General features: G+C 68.0%; 11 protein-coding genes. 8 read left to right on the plus strand and 3 right to left on the minus strand.

The genetic code is table 11. From position 1 onward, the window contains the following. Positions 1–29: 29 nt before the first annotated feature. Positions 30–512, minus strand: a complete 483-nt coding sequence (locus AB0N89_RS18040; protein WP_364205685.1) for a hypothetical protein — start codon at positions 510–512, stop codon at positions 30–32. 115 nt (positions 513–627) lie between these two features. On the opposite strand from AB0N89_RS18040, the gene AB0N89_RS18045 reads away from it, so the two are divergent. Genes AB0N89_RS18045 through AB0N89_RS18060 form a run of 4 tightly spaced genes read left to right on the plus strand, consistent with a single transcriptional unit; the run spans position 628 to position 6,574 of the window. Further along, on the plus strand, positions 628–1,221 hold the full coding sequence (locus AB0N89_RS18045) for a TIR domain-containing protein (RefSeq protein ID WP_364205687.1): 594 nt from the start codon (positions 628–630) through the stop codon (positions 1,219–1,221). Continuing rightward, positions 1,218–2,867 carry an ATP/GTP-binding protein gene (locus AB0N89_RS18050; RefSeq protein ID WP_364205689.1) on the plus strand — a complete coding sequence of 550 codons (1,650 nt, stop codon included), beginning with the start codon at positions 1,218–1,220 and terminating at the stop codon, positions 2,865–2,867. Before AB0N89_RS18045 ends, AB0N89_RS18050 begins: the two co-directional genes overlap by 4 nt. A gap of 12 nt (positions 2,868–2,879) precedes the next feature. Beyond that, positions 2,880–3,485: a hypothetical protein gene (locus AB0N89_RS18055; RefSeq protein WP_364205691.1), complete on the plus strand. Its 606-nt coding sequence runs from the start codon at positions 2,880–2,882 to the stop codon at positions 3,483–3,485. Then, positions 3,482–6,574 (plus strand): DUF87 domain-containing protein, encoded by a 3,093-nt coding sequence (locus AB0N89_RS18060; protein WP_364205693.1) that lies wholly within the window; start codon positions 3,482–3,484, stop codon positions 6,572–6,574. The genes AB0N89_RS18055 and AB0N89_RS18060 overlap by 4 nt, the downstream gene beginning before the upstream one ends. A gap of 55 nt (positions 6,575–6,629) precedes the next feature. Here AB0N89_RS18060 and AB0N89_RS18065 read toward each other — a convergent pair whose 3' ends face one another. Further along, positions 6,630–7,532, minus strand: coding sequence for a hypothetical protein (locus AB0N89_RS18065; RefSeq protein WP_364205694.1), 903 nt, complete (start codon positions 7,530–7,532; stop codon positions 6,630–6,632). 239 nt (positions 7,533–7,771) lie between these two features. On the opposite strand from AB0N89_RS18065, the gene AB0N89_RS18070 reads away from it, so the two are divergent. Together AB0N89_RS18070 and AB0N89_RS18075 are read left to right on the plus strand one after the other, a co-directional pair. After that, on the plus strand, positions 7,772–7,942 hold the full coding sequence (locus AB0N89_RS18070; RefSeq protein ID WP_364205696.1) for a hypothetical protein: 171 nt from the start codon (positions 7,772–7,774) through the stop codon (positions 7,940–7,942). Positions 7,943–8,055: 113 nt separating this feature from the next. Continuing rightward, positions 8,056–9,249 carry a helix-turn-helix transcriptional regulator gene (locus tag AB0N89_RS18075; protein WP_364205698.1) on the plus strand — a complete coding sequence of 398 codons (1,194 nt, stop codon included), beginning with the start codon at positions 8,056–8,058 and terminating at the stop codon, positions 9,247–9,249. Between the two features lie 3 nt (positions 9,250–9,252). Here AB0N89_RS18075 and AB0N89_RS18080 read toward each other — a convergent pair whose 3' ends face one another. Beyond that, complete coding sequence (locus tag AB0N89_RS18080; RefSeq protein WP_364205700.1) at positions 9,253–12,186, minus strand: tetratricopeptide repeat protein; 2,934 nt, start codon at positions 12,184–12,186, stop codon at positions 9,253–9,255. A 24-nt stretch (positions 12,187–12,210) separates the two neighbouring features. On the opposite strand from AB0N89_RS18080, the gene AB0N89_RS18085 reads away from it, so the two are divergent. Then, positions 12,211–13,371, plus strand: a complete 1,161-nt coding sequence (locus AB0N89_RS18085) for a hypothetical protein (RefSeq protein ID WP_364205702.1) — start codon at positions 12,211–12,213, stop codon at positions 13,369–13,371. Positions 13,372–13,535: 164 nt separating this feature from the next. Then, entirely contained in the window at positions 13,536–15,395 is a 1,860-nt protein-coding gene (locus tag AB0N89_RS18090; protein ID WP_364205704.1) for a hypothetical protein, read from the plus strand. Positions 15,396–15,480: the final 85 nt, after the last annotated feature.

Here is a 15,480-nt window from a genome sequence, read left to right on the forward strand (position 1 = left end):
TCCCCGAGCGGGAGCCCCTGCCGGCTGCTCTACGCCTCTTCGCGCAGGTCGAGCCAGTCGCCGGTGTCGCGATGCCTGCCGAGCCCGATCGCGTCGAACTCGTCGTGATGGTCGCCTTTGTCGACCCCGAGGAACCGGAGCGCCTGGGAGATCGGGCTGCCGCCGGGTGGAGTCGGCTGGTTCTCCTCGAGGTGCAGCGGTCCGAGGACGACCTGTCCGCCATCCCATACCTGTGCGTTCTGCATGCCCACCCCTCCGAAGTACTCGGCCTCGAGGTAGGCCACAGGACCGCTCGTCGAGCAGTCGGCCAGCCTGCGGTCGAACCCTCCGGGCATCTTCCAGAATCCGCTGAGCCGGGGCGCGTCCGCTTCGGTGACCGCGTCGAACAGTTCGTCGGTCATGGGAAGCAGGGACAGGTGCCCGAGCGGCACGATGTGTGCCTCGTCTGCCGTGTCGGCCAGCTCGCTCAGGACCACCTGAGTGGCGACGACGGCTTGCAGGTTGAAACCCATGGCTCATTCTATCTCGGCCGTTGTCCCTTTTCTGGCCAGTTGACCGGCCAGTTGTCCCGGTAATATCCAATATCTGTCGATTTCTGCCCGTTGTCCGCCGCATATCATCGTTGGCGTGTCCGAGTACGAATACGATCTGTTCATCAGCTACAGCCGTCACGGCAGCGTGCAGAAATGGCTGCTCAACCATTTCTACGGCAAACTGCGTGAAAGCCTCGCCGACGAGTACGGCAGCCTGAACGTGTACATGGATCGGCAGATGCCCAGCGCGGTGCACTGGCCGTCCAATCTGCGGGACGCGTTGCGGCACAGCAAGATCATGGTCCAGTTGCTCACCCCGCCTTACTTCCAGTCACCCTGGTGCATGGCCGAGATGCGCAGCATGCAGGCCAGGGAGAAGATGCTCGGACTCGCGGGACACGGCGTTTCTTCCCAGGGGTTGATCTATCCGATCCTGTATGCGGACTCGGAGAATTTTCCCGAAGAGGGAAGGGTGCGGGCCTGGCGGGATTTCAAGGATGTCGCCTATCCGGATCCGTCCTATCAGCAGAGCATTGAGTACAACAAGTTCCATCACAAGGTGAAGGAGCTGGCCAGGGATCTGGCGCAGTTGGTGGCCCAAGCGCCACCGTGGCAGCCGGATTGGCCGCTCGTCGAGGTACCGGAACCGGTGCTGCTGCCGACTCCTCCGCTGCCGAGGTTCGAATGACGACCGGCACCGTGCTCACCTTCTATTCGTACAAGGGCGGGGTGGGCCGCAGTTTCACGCTGGCGAACGTGGCCGTGCTGTTGGCGCGCTGGGGTTACCGGGTGCTCACGGTGGACTGGGACCTCGAAGCACCCGGGCTGCACCACTACTTCGGGCCGAAGCTGGTCGAGCAGCCGGAACGCGGGGTGGTCGACCTCGCGCACGACTTCCTGCGCGGCGCCGGATCACCGGACGCCCCGCGGGACTTGGAGTCCTACGCCGTCCGGGTCGGCGTCGAAGGTGGCCGGCTCGATCTGCTGGCCGCCGGACGCGTGGTTTCCGGCAAACTGGAAGACTCCTATTCGAAGCGGATGCAGGCGCTGAACTGGGAGGAGCTGTACCAGCGCGGGTTCGCCGCGTATCTGGAGCGGTGCCGGGCGGCGTGGACCGAGGGCTACGACTTCGTGCTGCTCGACAGCCGGACCGGTGTCTCCGACATCGCCGGCATCTGCACCGCGCATCTGCCGGACCGGCTGATCGTGGTTTTCACCGCCAACGACCAGAACCTCGACGACGTGGTGGATGTCGCCCGGCGAGCCGACCAGGCCCGTGACCGTATGCCCTACGACCGGCCACGGCACTCGGTGCTCCCCATTCTGTCCAGATTGGACAATCGAGTCGAGTACGAGCGCGCCGAGCGGTGGCAGCGCAAATGCGCCGAGACCGTGGCGCCGCTGTTCGGCAACTGGCTGGCGCAGACCGTCCCCGTGGACCTGATGATGCGCCACCTCACGGTGCCCTACGTCTCCTACTGGAGCTTCGGCGAGCAGCTGCCGGTCCTGGAGGAGGAAGTGCCCAAGGCGGACCAGATCTCCTACGCGCTGGAGACGGTCGCGTCGGTCATCGCGCAGGACTTCGACCGCACCGACGTGCTGGCCGACAACCGTGACGCCTACGTGGCCGCCGCGCGGGACCGGTGCCGTGAGTTCGACCTGGACGTGCTGGTGTCGAGCGCGCGGCAGTCCAAGGTCGCCGCGGAACTGATCCACGAACTGCGCCTGCTCGGGGTGCGCGCCGACCGGTCGTTGTCCGGCGACCCGGGATTCCTGGCCGAGGCCACCGATTCGGCCCAGCACCTGTGCCTGGTGGTGGAGGGACCGCTGAATCGCTGGCAGATCACCGAGTCCGAACGGTTCCTGCGGCACACGCTCGGGCCGGAGGGCAGGCATCGGCAACTGTTCTGCCTGATCGCCCGCGGCATCGATCGCGACGGACTGCCGGGCTTCGTGCGCAATCTGCACCATCTGGAATTCACGCCGGACGTGCGGCCCGTCCGGGTGGCCAGACAACTGCACCACCTGCTCACCGCCACCGGGGCAGGGCCGGACCAGGAGGCGCTGCGGGCCGCGGCGGCCGCTCTCCGCACGCTGCCGGACACCCTGCCCTACGCCGAACGCTTCGCCCTGGTCGAGGACACCGTGCGCGGGATGGCCACCGCGCTGGACGACGGTGACCTGGCCCTGCTGCTCGACCGGTCGGCGGACCTGGACTTCCTCGGCAGAGCCCACGGCGACGGTGCCGGGGTGCCCGCACCCCGTGCGCTCCTCGACGCGACGAGGGCATTGCTGAGCCGGATCGACCGACGGATCAACGCGTTCACCGAATGAGAGGCGGCGAAAATGCCGGAGCAGTACTCAACGAATGCCAGAGCGGCACTACTGGCGCTGGTGCTGGCCAACCGGGACATGCTCAACACCGAATTGGTCAAGGACCACAAGGTCCGGCTCGGTCCCGCCGAACGTGACCGGCTGAACGCCGCCGGGCTGCTGGAGAGTTCGACGAACGTCCGGCCGTTCGTGCACCGGATCACCGACGAGGGGATCGGCTGGTGCATGACCGACCTGGTTCGCTCGGAACTACCGTCCCGCTCGGGGCCGCAGGCCCGGCAGCAGCTCGACCTGCTGCGCCGGCTGGTGCCGTTCCTCCGCAGTCGCGGCCTGCTGGCCGAGGCGCTGCGGTCCGGTGACCTGGAGTCGCTCATCCGCGACGTCTACGCCGAGCTGTCGGTGGGCGTGCAGGACTGGATCCGCCTGGCTCGGCTGCGGCCGAAGCTCAACGGTGCGGACAAGGACGAGGTGGACGCGACGCTGATCAAGATGGCGAAGACGAACACGGTCCACCTGGCCCCCGACTCCAACCGCAAGGTGCTCACCGACGCCGACCACGCCGCCGCTGTCCGGGTCGGCGGCGAGGACAAGCATCTCATCGTGATCGAGGAATCATGACCGACGACTTACGTGAGGTCCTGGCCGTCTTGCGGATCAACTCCGCCGAGACCCCGGACGACGTTTGGCACACTTCGCCCTCGCACATCGACGGCCTGCACGCCAGGGTCGAGCACAACATCATGGCGGGCATCGAGGACGCCAGGGCCAGCACCGGCCCGAGCCCGGTGGGCGTGGTCGTGCAAGGCGAGAAGGGAGTGGGGAAGACCCACCTGCTCGGCACGGTGCGCCGCATGGTGCAGCGCAAGGGCGGCTACTTCTTCCTGGTCGAGCTCACCACCGGGGACGCGTTCTGGGACGACATCGCGGAGGCGATGCGCAGCGAGCTGCACCGGGCCAACGACGAGGGCGAGCGCCAGCTCACCGTGCTGTTGCGGCAGTTGTGCGCCGGTGCCGCGGTGTCCGAAGAGGTCAGCCGAGCCATCGTGGGCGAATCGGCACTGCGGCCCGACCACCTGCGTGCCCTGCTCAGCGGCCTGAGGAAGGCCGACGCCCGCATCGCCGTGGAATGTGGTGACACCATCCGGGCTCTGGTGCTCTACGGGTCGGACGCCGCGGACATCGGCCTGGAATACCTCCAGGGCCACGAAGGCAGCGAGGACGACCGCCGATCCTGGGGCATGCAGCACCGCGCCAAGTCGTCCCGCGTGCTGGTGCGCGACATCTCCCGCGTCCTCGCCCTGACGGGACCGTGCGTCGTGGGTGTCGACCAGCTGGACACCCTGGTCAACAAAGGGCAGGACGCCCTCGACTCCCAGGAGACCGACGCCGAGGTGACCCGGGAAATCGCGCTGATCTCCGACGGCCTGATGGCGCTGCGCGAATCCACCCAGCGGACGCTGACCATCGTGGCGTCCTTGCCCAACACCTGGATGCGGTTGAAGGAGGTGGCCAGCGACACGGTGGGCGACCGGTTCACCCAGACCTCCTTCCTGGGGGCGATCCAGGATCCGGCACTGGGCAAGAAGCTGATCGAGAAATGGCTTCGGGTGATCTACGAAAAGCACGGCGTCACGCCACCACACTCGACCTGGCCCGTGGCCGCCGGCGCGTTCGGTGAGAGCTGGACGAGTTACACGCCGCGGCAGTTGCTCAAGCGGATCCACGCCCACGCCGAAGCCTGCCTGCACGGTGAGATCCGGGAACTGGGTTCCTTCGACGAGAAGGTGGTCATACCCGTACCCATGGCCGAACTGCCGGATCATTCCCTCGACGAACTCGACGAGGAGTTCGCCCGGCTGCGGAGCGAGGTCGACCTCAGTGCGCTGGACATCAGCAAGGACAACGAAAACGAGGTCACCCCGCCCTTGCTGTTGGCCGGGCTGAAGGCGTGGATCACCGAGGTCGGCAACGACGACCTGAAGTGGCAGGCGGAGTCACTGGCGGACGAGAAAAGGCTGCACGCCGGCTTGCGTCGGCTCCTCAACGACGCACTCGACATCCAGGAGCAGTGGACCTTCCGGGTCATCTCGGGAGCCCACGGTACGACGGTGCTGCACCGGCTGCGCAACGCCCGCGACGCGGCGGGCATCCGGGCCGGTGCCAAGGATCGGCACCTCGTGCTCATCCGGTGGGGCAACCGCGGCTGGACCGGGCCGACCACCCGCAAGGAGTTCACCGCGCTGGAGCAACTGGGAGTGCGGCGTCTCGACATGTCGGACGAGGATCTGCGGACCTTCAGCGCACTCCGGGAAATGCTGGCCACGCCGACCCACCGCCTGATCACCTGGCTGGTGGCGCGCAAGCCGGCCAGCGGCCGGACGCTGCTGCGCCACGTACTGCCCCAGCCCACCCAGACCAGGAGCGGCCATCAGGAAACGCGGCCGCCGCCGGAATCCCCGACAGCCGAACCCCCTGCCGAACCGGCGGGCGAGCAACTCGTGCTCGGGCTCGACGGGGAAATCCGCATCGAGCTGGAGTCGCTGCGCAAGCACGTCATCGTGTTCGCGGGGTCCGGCAGCGGGAAAACCGTGCTGCTGCGCCGGATCGTCGAGGAATGTGCCTTGCGCGGGGTATCGGCGATCGTGCTGGACCCCAACAACGACTTGGCACGCCTGGGCGACGCCTGGCCCGAGCCGCCTGACGACTGGCTGCCCGGGGACGCGGGCAAATCGGCGGAATACCTGGCCAACACCGAGATCGTGGTGTGGACACCCGGCCGTGCGGGAGGACGTCCGCTCAGCTTCCACCCGTTACCCGACTTCGCCGACGTCCGCGAGGACGCCGACGAATTCGCCGCCTCGGTCGAGGCCGCCGTGGCCCGGCTGGTGCCGCACGCCAGGGTCGCCAACGGGACCAAGGGTGCCGTTCGCGGCCGGGCGGTGCTGCGCGAGGCGCTGTCGCACTACGCCCGTTCCGGGAAGCGGGATCTCAACCGGTTCATCGAACTGCTCGCCGAACTGCCGGAGGGGGTGAGCAAACTCAGCACCGGCACCGCGATGGCCGCCGATCTGGCGGAAACCCTGCGGGCGGCCGTGGTCAACGACCCGCTCCTCGGCGGGCCGGGGGAAGCGACAGACCCGGGGGTCTTGCTCACGCCGTCGGCAGGAAGGCGCGCCCGGATCTCGGTGATCAGCTTCATCGGGTTGCCGTCGGAGGAGCAGAGGCAGGGCTTCGTCAGCCAGCTCCAGTGGGAGGTGTTCGCCTGGATCAAACGCCACCCGGCCGTGGACCGGCCACTCGGAGGGCTGTTCGTGATGGACGAAGCGCAGACCATCGCGCCGTCGACGGCGTTGACGGCCAGCACGCACAGCACCATCCTGCTCGCCTCACAGGCGCGCAAGTACGGGCTCGGTCTGGTGCTGGCCACTCAAGCACCGAAGGGCGTGCACAACCAGGTGGTCGGCAATGCCACCACACAGTTCTTCGGCAGACTGAACAGCCCTGCGCAGGTCGCCGCCGCGACCGAGATGGCCAAGGCGAAGAGCAGTTCGGTGGGCGACATCTCGCGGCTGGAACGCGGGCAGTTCTACGCCACCGGTGAGAACTTCGCGTTCCGCCGGATGAGGATGCCGCTGTGCCTGAGCCACCACCCGCCGAGTCCTCTGCGGCTCGAAGAGGTGCTGGACCGGGCCCGCGGGCACCGGTGACCCACGCGAAAGCGCCCCTCACCCGTTTCGGGTGAGGGGCGCTTTTCGCGTGCGGTCAGCGCACCACGGCCGCGACCACGGTGTTGATGCGTTGCCACAGGGCGGCGAACAGGTCTTCCCGGCGGTAGACACGAGGCTCGCCGGTACTGCGGCCGAGCACCGAGAAGTCGTGCAGTTCGAGCACGGCGGTACCGGTTTCGGTGCTGTACACCGGGCGGGCCCAGCCGTTGCTGCACACGCTGCCGGTGTCGGTCTGGTGCCTGCCGACCACGAAGTTCACCGTCTCGTCGCCGCCGATGCCCCCGCGTTGGATGTCCAGCGCGTACACCGTGTCACCGGTCTGCTCGACCCGGACGCTGACGCACGAGTCACCGCGGTGCACCGTGCCGACGAACCCGCTGCGCTCCAGGCCCGGCATCGCCGCGGTGAGCTGGTCGCCAAGGTAGCGGAGGGTGGCTTCCTGCTCGGCGTACCGGCTGAACGTGGCGGGCACGGCTGGTGAGCAGGTGAGCCGCCGGGCGCCGGTCACCACCTCGGCGACCGATGCCTGCTCGGCCCCCGCCGACTCGGCGGCCTCGACCCGGGCGGCCAGCGCCTCGGTGAGCAGGTCGGGCCGCGCGGGGTCGAACCGCAGGTAGCTCACGTGCGGGTGCCGCAGTTCGGCGGGCACGGTGAGCTCGCCGACGAGAACCGGCAGCACGTGCTCGTCCCCGTTCTTGACCGCGCGCAGCATCGCGGCACCGAAATCGTCCACAGTGGAGACGAAGGGCAGGAAGAACCGCACGGGTGCGGTCGGCAGGTCTCCCCGGTCCTTGTGCCCCCACCACTCGTGAGTCTGATCGGGCCCGTGCAGGACCGTCAGCCCGCGTTGCCGGCTCTTCTCGACCACCTCGCCGACCGCGGACCGCGACTGCTCGGTGAATGAAACGGCGACGTCGTAGGCCGCATTTTCCTTCATAACCCACCTTCCTGGTCGTCACCGGCACCACACCGGCGAGTACCGGGCAGACTCCTCCGCCGGTGTCGACCAGAAGTGGACGCGGTGTGGATCCCCGCCTGTTTCCCGTTGACCGCGGCGTGGGGGAAACGTTCACCTCCTTGTTGGCCGTCCGGGCTCTGATGAATCCTCGATATGGGCGCCGGAACAGATCCGGAAAAGCCCGAAATCAATTCACCAATTCCTCGGGAGGATTCGTCATGTCCAAATTCGTGCCCACTTTCGCTGCCGTCATCGCCTCGGCCACGGCCGTGCTGTGCCTGGCCGCGTCCGGTTCCACCAGCGGCTTCGCTCTGCCCTCGGACGAGCCGCCTGCCGCGTCGCCGACCACCTCCGCGCCGAACCCGGACGGAAACCCCTGGCACGACTGAGTTGTCGGTGAAGCGCCTACTCGGTCGCCCGCGATCACCTCGCGGGCGACCGGGTGATTGCGTGGCTTCAGGGCAGGTGCTGTACTCGAAGTCAGTCGGAGCGGGAGGCTTTGGTGACCGGAACATTCGGGGAATTGTTGCGTGAATATCGCATCGCCGCCGGCCTGTCGATGGGGCAGCTGGCCAAGCGCATCCACTACAGCAAGGGATATCTCAGCAAGATCGAAAACGGAGTGAAACCGCCCCACGATTCGATGGCCCGGATCTGCGACGGGGAGCTCGGCGCGGGCGGCGCGCTGCTGGCGGCGGCGCGGTCGGAGCGGAAGAGCGAGGTGACCCTCGACCGCCGCCAGGTGCTGGTGGCCGGCACCGCGCTCGGCATGACGCTCGCGGGCGGGCCGCGGCCGGTGCCGGACGAACGGGTGGTCATCGGGATCCGGACCACCTTCGAGCACCTGCGGCGCCTCGGCATGCAGACCAGCCCGGTGGTGGTGCTGGAATCGCTTACCGCGCAGGTGAAGACACTCGGCGCGCTGGCCGGGGAAAACCCGGAGCCGACCAGGTCGAAACTGTTGCTGCTGGCCGCGCGTATCGCCGAGTACACCGGGTGGATGCAGCAGGAAGCCGGTGACGATCAGCGCGCTCTGTCCTGGACAAGGAAGGCCGCGGAACTCGCCGTCGCGGGCGGGGACCACGAGATCGTCAGCTACGCCTTCGTGCGGGAAGCCGGGCTCGCGCTCTATCGGCACGATCCGATCACCACGATCGAACTGTCGCGCCGGGCCCAGCAAGCGGGGCCGGCCGGTCCGCGCACCCTCGCCCTGGCCGCACGGCGGGAGGCACAGGGCCACGCCCTGGCCGGCGATCGCAGCGAGTACGAACGCGCCCTGGACAGGGCACTGTTTCACTTCGCCGCGGCGGGCACGGACCCGTCGGTGTACCCGGTCCTCGGTTCCACGGCCCCCGACCCGATCGGGCTGGCCCGGGGCTGGTCGTTGTGCGACCTCGGCCGGCCCGGTGAAGCGGCCGAAGTCCTGGACCGGGAGCTGGCCCGGCTGCCGGCGGACTCGCGGCGCACGCGGGCGCGGTTCGGCGTCCGCAGGTCGCTGGCCTACGCCTTGGCGGGCGAGGTGGACGAGAGCTGCCGAACCCTGATCGAAACACTGGAGGAGGCGGCCCACGTGGATTCGGCGACGATCCGGCTCGACCTGCGGGAATTGGCCAGGAACGTGGGCCGGTGGCATAACCACGCCTCGGTCCGCGAGGTCTACCCGGAACTGCGGCGCGCGCTGCACCAGCGAGTCTGAAGCTCAGCCCATCTCGTCGCGGCAGGCGCACGTCAGTTCCGCCCGTTCGGCCCGCACCTGGCCGGCCTCGGGCAGGTCCAGCGCGGTGAACTCCTTTTCGGCCGCCTCCCAGTTCGCGACGGCGTCCCCATGCCTGCCCAGCCGGTGCAGGGTCTGCGCGACACCCCGATCGGCGTGAGCCCGATGTCCCCGGTTCCCTGACGTGGCCGCCAGCTCCAGTGCGGCTTTGTAGAGGCGCAACGCCTCGACGTGGTCGCCCTTGGCCTGCGCTGTCGCCGCGCGGTCGCGGAAGAGCCTGGTGCGGAGGTCCGCGTCGAAGACCCCGGCCGCGATGCCGGCGGCCTTTTCCTGGTAGCGCTCGGCTTCGGGGATCCTGCCCGCCGACCGGTGCACGTTGCCGATGTTGGACAGCGCGTAGGCCATGACGCACTCGTCACCCACTTCGGCGGCGAGCTGGTGCGCCTCCCTGTGGTCGATCAACGCCTCGCTGGCGAAACCGAGGCGCTGCCGGACCGAGCCGAGGTTGTTCAGCACGTGCGCCAGCCCCTGCGTGTGCTGAATTTCACGCAGGATCGGCACCGCGGCGCGATGCTGGCGCAGTGCGACGTCCAGCTCGCCGTGCAGCTCGTTGAGGTAGCCCAGATTGCTCAGCGCGTGTGCCTGTCCGCGCAGATCACCGACTTCTTCGTACTTCTCCAGCGCCACCTCGAAGAGGGTGATCGCTTCCGCGTGCCTGCCGAGTTCCATGGTCGGGATGGCGATGGCGCACAACGTGGTGGCCTCACCCCGGGCGTCGCCCAGCCGCACCCAGCAGGGCAGCGCCCGCCGCGCCAGCTCCAAGGCCTCGGTCAGCTCGCCGCGGCGGTTGTGCACGGTGGCCAGCCTGAGCAGCACGTGTGCCTGACCGACCGTGTTGTCCTTGTCCGCGGTCACCAGCCGCCGGGCCAGTTCCATCGTCTCGGCCCAGTCGTCGAACTGGCTCGTCGTGTGAAAGTAGCGCCAGATGAGCACCGCCAGCCGCCAGGAGTGCTCGGGCAAGTCGTGCGTGGCGGCGTAGCGGATGGCGGCCACCAGGTTGTCCCGCTCGGCGGTGATCCACGCCGCCGCGGCGGCGGTGGTCTCGAAGGTGCGGGCCACCGGCGACTTGCGGGTCACGGCGGGCAGGCGGGCACGCTCGAACGGATAGGCCGTCCCCGCCGCGTCCGCCAGGGTGACCAGATAGAAGTCGAGCAGCCGGAGCACGGCATCGGTGTGCTCGCCGGGCTCGGCCGCGGCGAACTCCTTGAGCGGGTCCAGCATCTGATACCGCTCCGGCGTAAGCTCCTCGACCAGGCACACCTCGTGCAGTTCGTCGAGCACCAGCCGGGTTTGGGTGAGTGCGTTGTCCATCAGCGCCGCGGCACCTGCCACGGTGACGTGCGGCCCCGGTGTGTGCCCGAGCAGGCGGAACATCTCCTGCTGGTGCTCACCCAGCTGCTGGTAGGAAACCCGGACGGCCGCGGCACCCGCGTCGTTACCGGTGTCGGCGTGCCAGGGCCCGCTTTCGGCCAGCAACCGGAGCAGGTGCTCCAGCGGCCACCGGTCGTGACGGCGGAACAACGCGGCGGAGACGCGGATCGGCATCGGCAGGTGACCGCACCGCTTGACCACCTCGGCCACCTCGGGGGCCCGGCCGGTGACCCGCAGCGGCCCGGCCAGCGTGCAGAACAACGCGGCGGCGTCGTCCGGTGGCAGCGGAGCCAGCCGAACCTGCTGCCCGGTGTCCGGCTCGCCCACCCGCCTGCTCGTCACGATCGCGAAGCAGTCCGGGGCCTCCGGGAGCAGGGCGTGGACTTGCTCGGCGGATTTCGCGTTGTCCAGCAGGATCAACGTCCGGGTGCCGTACAACTCGTTCTGGTACATCGTGATCTTGCGCCCCGGCGAGGCGGGGATCTGTTCGGCGGGTACCCCGAGTTCGAGCAGGAGCTGAGTGAGCGCGTCGCCCATGGTCATCGCGGCGACGTTCGGGGTGAACCCGTTCAGCCGTAACAGCAACTGCCCGTCGGGGAATCGTTCCCGTAGCCGGTGCGCGGCTTCCACGGCCAGGCCGGTCTTGCCCACCCCCGGCGCGCCGCTGACCCACACGGCCTTCTCGCCGGTGCCCGCCGCCGTGGCGATCAGAGCGAGTTCGTCTTCGCGGCCGGTGAAACCACCGGGCCGGGACGGCAGAGAACTGGTGGGTTCACCGCGTTCGGCCCGGGCTGCGATGTTGCGCAGTTTCAGTCCCGGCTCGAGATCGAGTTCGGCGAGCGCGTCGCGGGTGCTGTGGAACACCCGGATCGCCTCCACACGATCGCCGTTGGCGAGCAGGGCGCGCATCAGCAACTCGGCGTGGCGCTGACGGTCCGGTTCCTTGCCGACGATGCGACGCAACCGGTCGCGCGCCGATCGGTGGTCGCCGGTGGTCAGTTCCAGTTCGGCGAGATCGCCGACGGTGTCGAAATAGCTGTCGGCCGGCGAGATCACGTCCGTGCCGCCCACCCGGTCGATATCGATGTCCTCGAGGAAGCGTCCGCGCCACAGATCGACCGCGGCGCGGAGCAGCTCGATCTGGCGGCGTGGCTCCTGCTCCTGACGGGCCTGCTCACGCCACCGGTCGAAGCGGTGGAGGTCGAGCTGTTCCGGGGAAACCCGTAGCAGGTAGCCGGTCGCGGTGGTCTCGATCGCGACGTCGTCGGCCGGGGCGAAGGCCTTGCGTAACTTGTTGATATAGCCGCGGATCAGGGTCCGGCGCTCGGGGTTGGCACCCCAGACGATCTCGGTCAGCCGATCGGCGGAAAGCGGTTTGTTGGAGTGCAACAAAAGCACGATGAGTACGAAGCGCTGCTGCTGGTCGCCCAGGGGCACCGGAACGCCGTCGTGCCACGCCTCCAGCGGGCCCAGCATCCGAAAATCCACTCCGCCTCCCTGTTTGCGAGCTTGATGTCCATCACTATGTCGTGCAAGCGCCCATTCGTGTGTCACCGAAAATGGCAAATTTTCGACCTGTCTGTCATCGGGCGCGGACTGATCCACGACATGTCCACTTTTGGTCCACTTACCCGTCGCAAGCTGCCGGTCATCGGAGATCGACGGGGAGGCTTGCGGATGAACACCCATGAAGAACTGGTGCGGGAACTCAAGTCGTTGCGCAAGGGCCGGGGGGTACACGCCGGAAGGATCGGGGAGCGGATCGGCCCGACGCTGCGCGTGCTGTGCGGTGTGACGGAGGACGACGGTCCGGTCACCATCCGGGAGAAGCTCGTGGCGCGGTTGACCGGACTGGCCCAGCAGTTACCAGAGGACATGCGCCTGGTCACGGTGGCCGCCTTCGGGCTCACCGCCGACGTGCGCATGCCGCTGTATCAGGATTGCGTGAGGTGGGCCGCACCCCGGATCGACCGGGACACGCGTACCGTGCGCCGCCGGGTCGACGAGGTCATCGACCAGCTCGCTGAGCTGTTGGTGACCATCCCGCCCCTGCCGGGCGGGGCTTGGCACACCGCGGAACTCACCGTGGTGGTGACGCTGGACCGGCCGCAACACGAGGTGCTGGAGCAGTACCGCGTCGTCGCCGACCACGACGGACTGCACGAACTCGACTTCACCTCGCCGGCTTTGGAACCGCGGGGCCCGCTCGAGGTGGACGTGCTCTATGGGGGCACCCTGCGTGCCGGTGGCACGGCGAGGGGGCGCCTGTCCTTCACCCTGCCCGAACCGCTCGCGAAAGGCGAGACGCACGCCTTCGCCATGAGGTACCGTTTTCCCCGGCCGCGAGTGCTGCGGTCGTACGTGGTGCGTGAACTGGAACAGTCCTGCGAGCTGTTCGATCTGCGCGTGCGTTTCGGAGGACATCGCATTCCGCGCCGGGTGTGGACATTGCGCGATGTCGCCGGTTCGCACGGTGGTCACCAACAACCGGTGGACCGTGCGGGAGAAATACACCAGCGATTCCGGCGGCTTTTGCCGGGCCGCTCCTACGGCGCGCGCTGGGACGGTGATGAAGCGGGGAATGAAATCTACGGACACCACTGTTCGTGTGTGGATCGGAGCGCGCCGGGGGACACCGGTTCCGCCGGAGAGCAGGTCTGGAACGTGAGCTGACCGAGGTGTTCGGCACGAACCACCTCGGTCCGTTCGCGCTGACGAACCCGCGAACTCGAAACCGGCCAACCCTTGAGCGGTCCACATCTTATCCACGTTCAGTACGCGTACTGAGTTCATCCTTCCCGAAGGCGCCGCCACGGTGCCGGAAGGGCGGTAGTGCGATGGACATCGAAAGATCCTTTGTGGACTCAGAGGTGCCCGGGCTGGACGGTCTGGCCGAGTTGACACCGACCTTCTCGGTGTCCGTGTTGCACTGCCACCCCGACGCGAACCCGGAGGCCGCGTTCCGCTCGCTCGTCAATTTCCTCCGGACCACCCTGGAGTCGCGAGGCCGGGCACAATCGGTTCGCTGCCTCGGCGAGGTCGTGCTCGCCGAGTCCGACCGGATCGAAGGAATCGGATCACTGTTGGAGCTGGGCATCGATGGCCTGTACGCGTCCGCTCGTGAGCGTCGCACGATCCCGAGTTGGTCCGGGGAACACCACCAGGTATTCGACGTCGCCAACCAGTTGACGGTCGCGGTGCGCCGTGGAGCTTTTGTGGTGATGCACACGCCGGTGAGCGAAGAGGCGTTGCGCAGGTGGTTGCAGAAGTTCGACAAGCTCTATCGGTACCTGCCGAGCACGATCCTGCGGAGGGCGCTCCAGGGTGACGGGAAGACCGTGTGGCTGCGTGGGGTCCATCGCCGCCGAGCCACCAAGGCCGACAGCAAAACCTTGGGCGGGCTGCGGATCCAGGAGGTACTCGACGATGAGGACGGCAGCTTCGCGTTGAGCGCGGCCGCGATCGACTACGTACCCCTGGACAAATCCGCCGTGGTGCGCGGCCGACTGACCGTCACCCCGGGGAAGTCAAGCCTCTACTGGAAATTCCGGGTCGATCTGCCGACGTTCCTCGCCGCGGCCACCGAAACCGTCGCCCTGTTCGAGAAGTCTCTCGCGGTCGAACCGCCGGAGGAACAGTTCTGGCAACTGGCCGTGCCGGAGACCGAACTGGCCAACGTGTGCGGCGCGTACGACGTCACCATCGCCGAACCGGATGAACTGCCCGACGCGGCAGACCCGGACGGGGAGCTGACGGAACGGGCAGAGTTGTTGCGTAACTCGTTCCTCGGAGTCCGCGGGAACCCGAAGTCCCCGGCGTTCACCGCGGTCGTCGGTTGGGAGGGGGCCGAGGTCGGCTCGCTGTCGATCAAACCGGTCGCCCGGGGAGGCGGCTTCGATCTGGACGTCCGCTTCGCCGGGGCGCCGTCGAACGAGGCGAGGGCGAGGCAGATCCGGGACGCCATCGGTAATGGCGAATTGCTGAGGATCTACTACGAGTCGGGGCACACGTTCGACGAGCACCAGATCAACCTGCGGAACCAGACCGCGCCGCCGTTCGCCAACCTGGAATTCGCCGATTTCGGTGCTCACCAAGTGGACCAGGAAAAGCCCTCGGTGCGCGGCGATCAGGCCATCCACGACGCGATCGGCCTGCTCGACGACTACTCGTTGTTCGCTTGGGTCCAAGCGACCTACACCGCCGGATGGCTCGTCTGTGACGATGGCGCGGGGGAGGTCGCCGACTTCCTGCACCTCGTCGACGGCACGTTGACCGCCATCCACGTCAAGGGCGCGATAAGCACCTCGCCGATCCGAAACGTCGCGGTGACGGCGTACCAGGAAGTCGTGGCGCAAGCCGTGAAGAACCTGCGCTTGCTGGACAACAAGGCGCTCGTCGAACGCTTCACCGCCCCGCGGATCGCACGCCCGGCGGCCTGGCTCGACGGCATCCGGCACACGGAACTCTCGGGGTTCGTGACCGCACTACGGGCGCGCACCACCCTGAACAAGACCCGGGTGGTGATCGTGCAACCACACCTGCTGCGCCACGTGCACGATGCGGCACGAAAAGCGGCCGAAGAAGGCAAGCCGACCCGCGACTCGCGCAGCCTGGCACTGCTGGACGGCCTGCTCCGAAGCGCGCGGAGGAGCGTCATCTCGTACTGGGACGACCTGACCGTCATCGGCAGCGAGTGACCACGGCCTGTGACACCACGACCTCACCGCGAGGGAAAGCATGCCCGGCGATGAGAAAGGAGGCCGGAGCCGAGGTAAGAGGGCC

The organism is Amycolatopsis sp. NPDC089917 (genome assembly GCF_040684635.1).
Taxonomy (GTDB): Bacteria; Actinomycetota; Actinomycetes; order Mycobacteriales; family Pseudonocardiaceae; genus Amycolatopsis.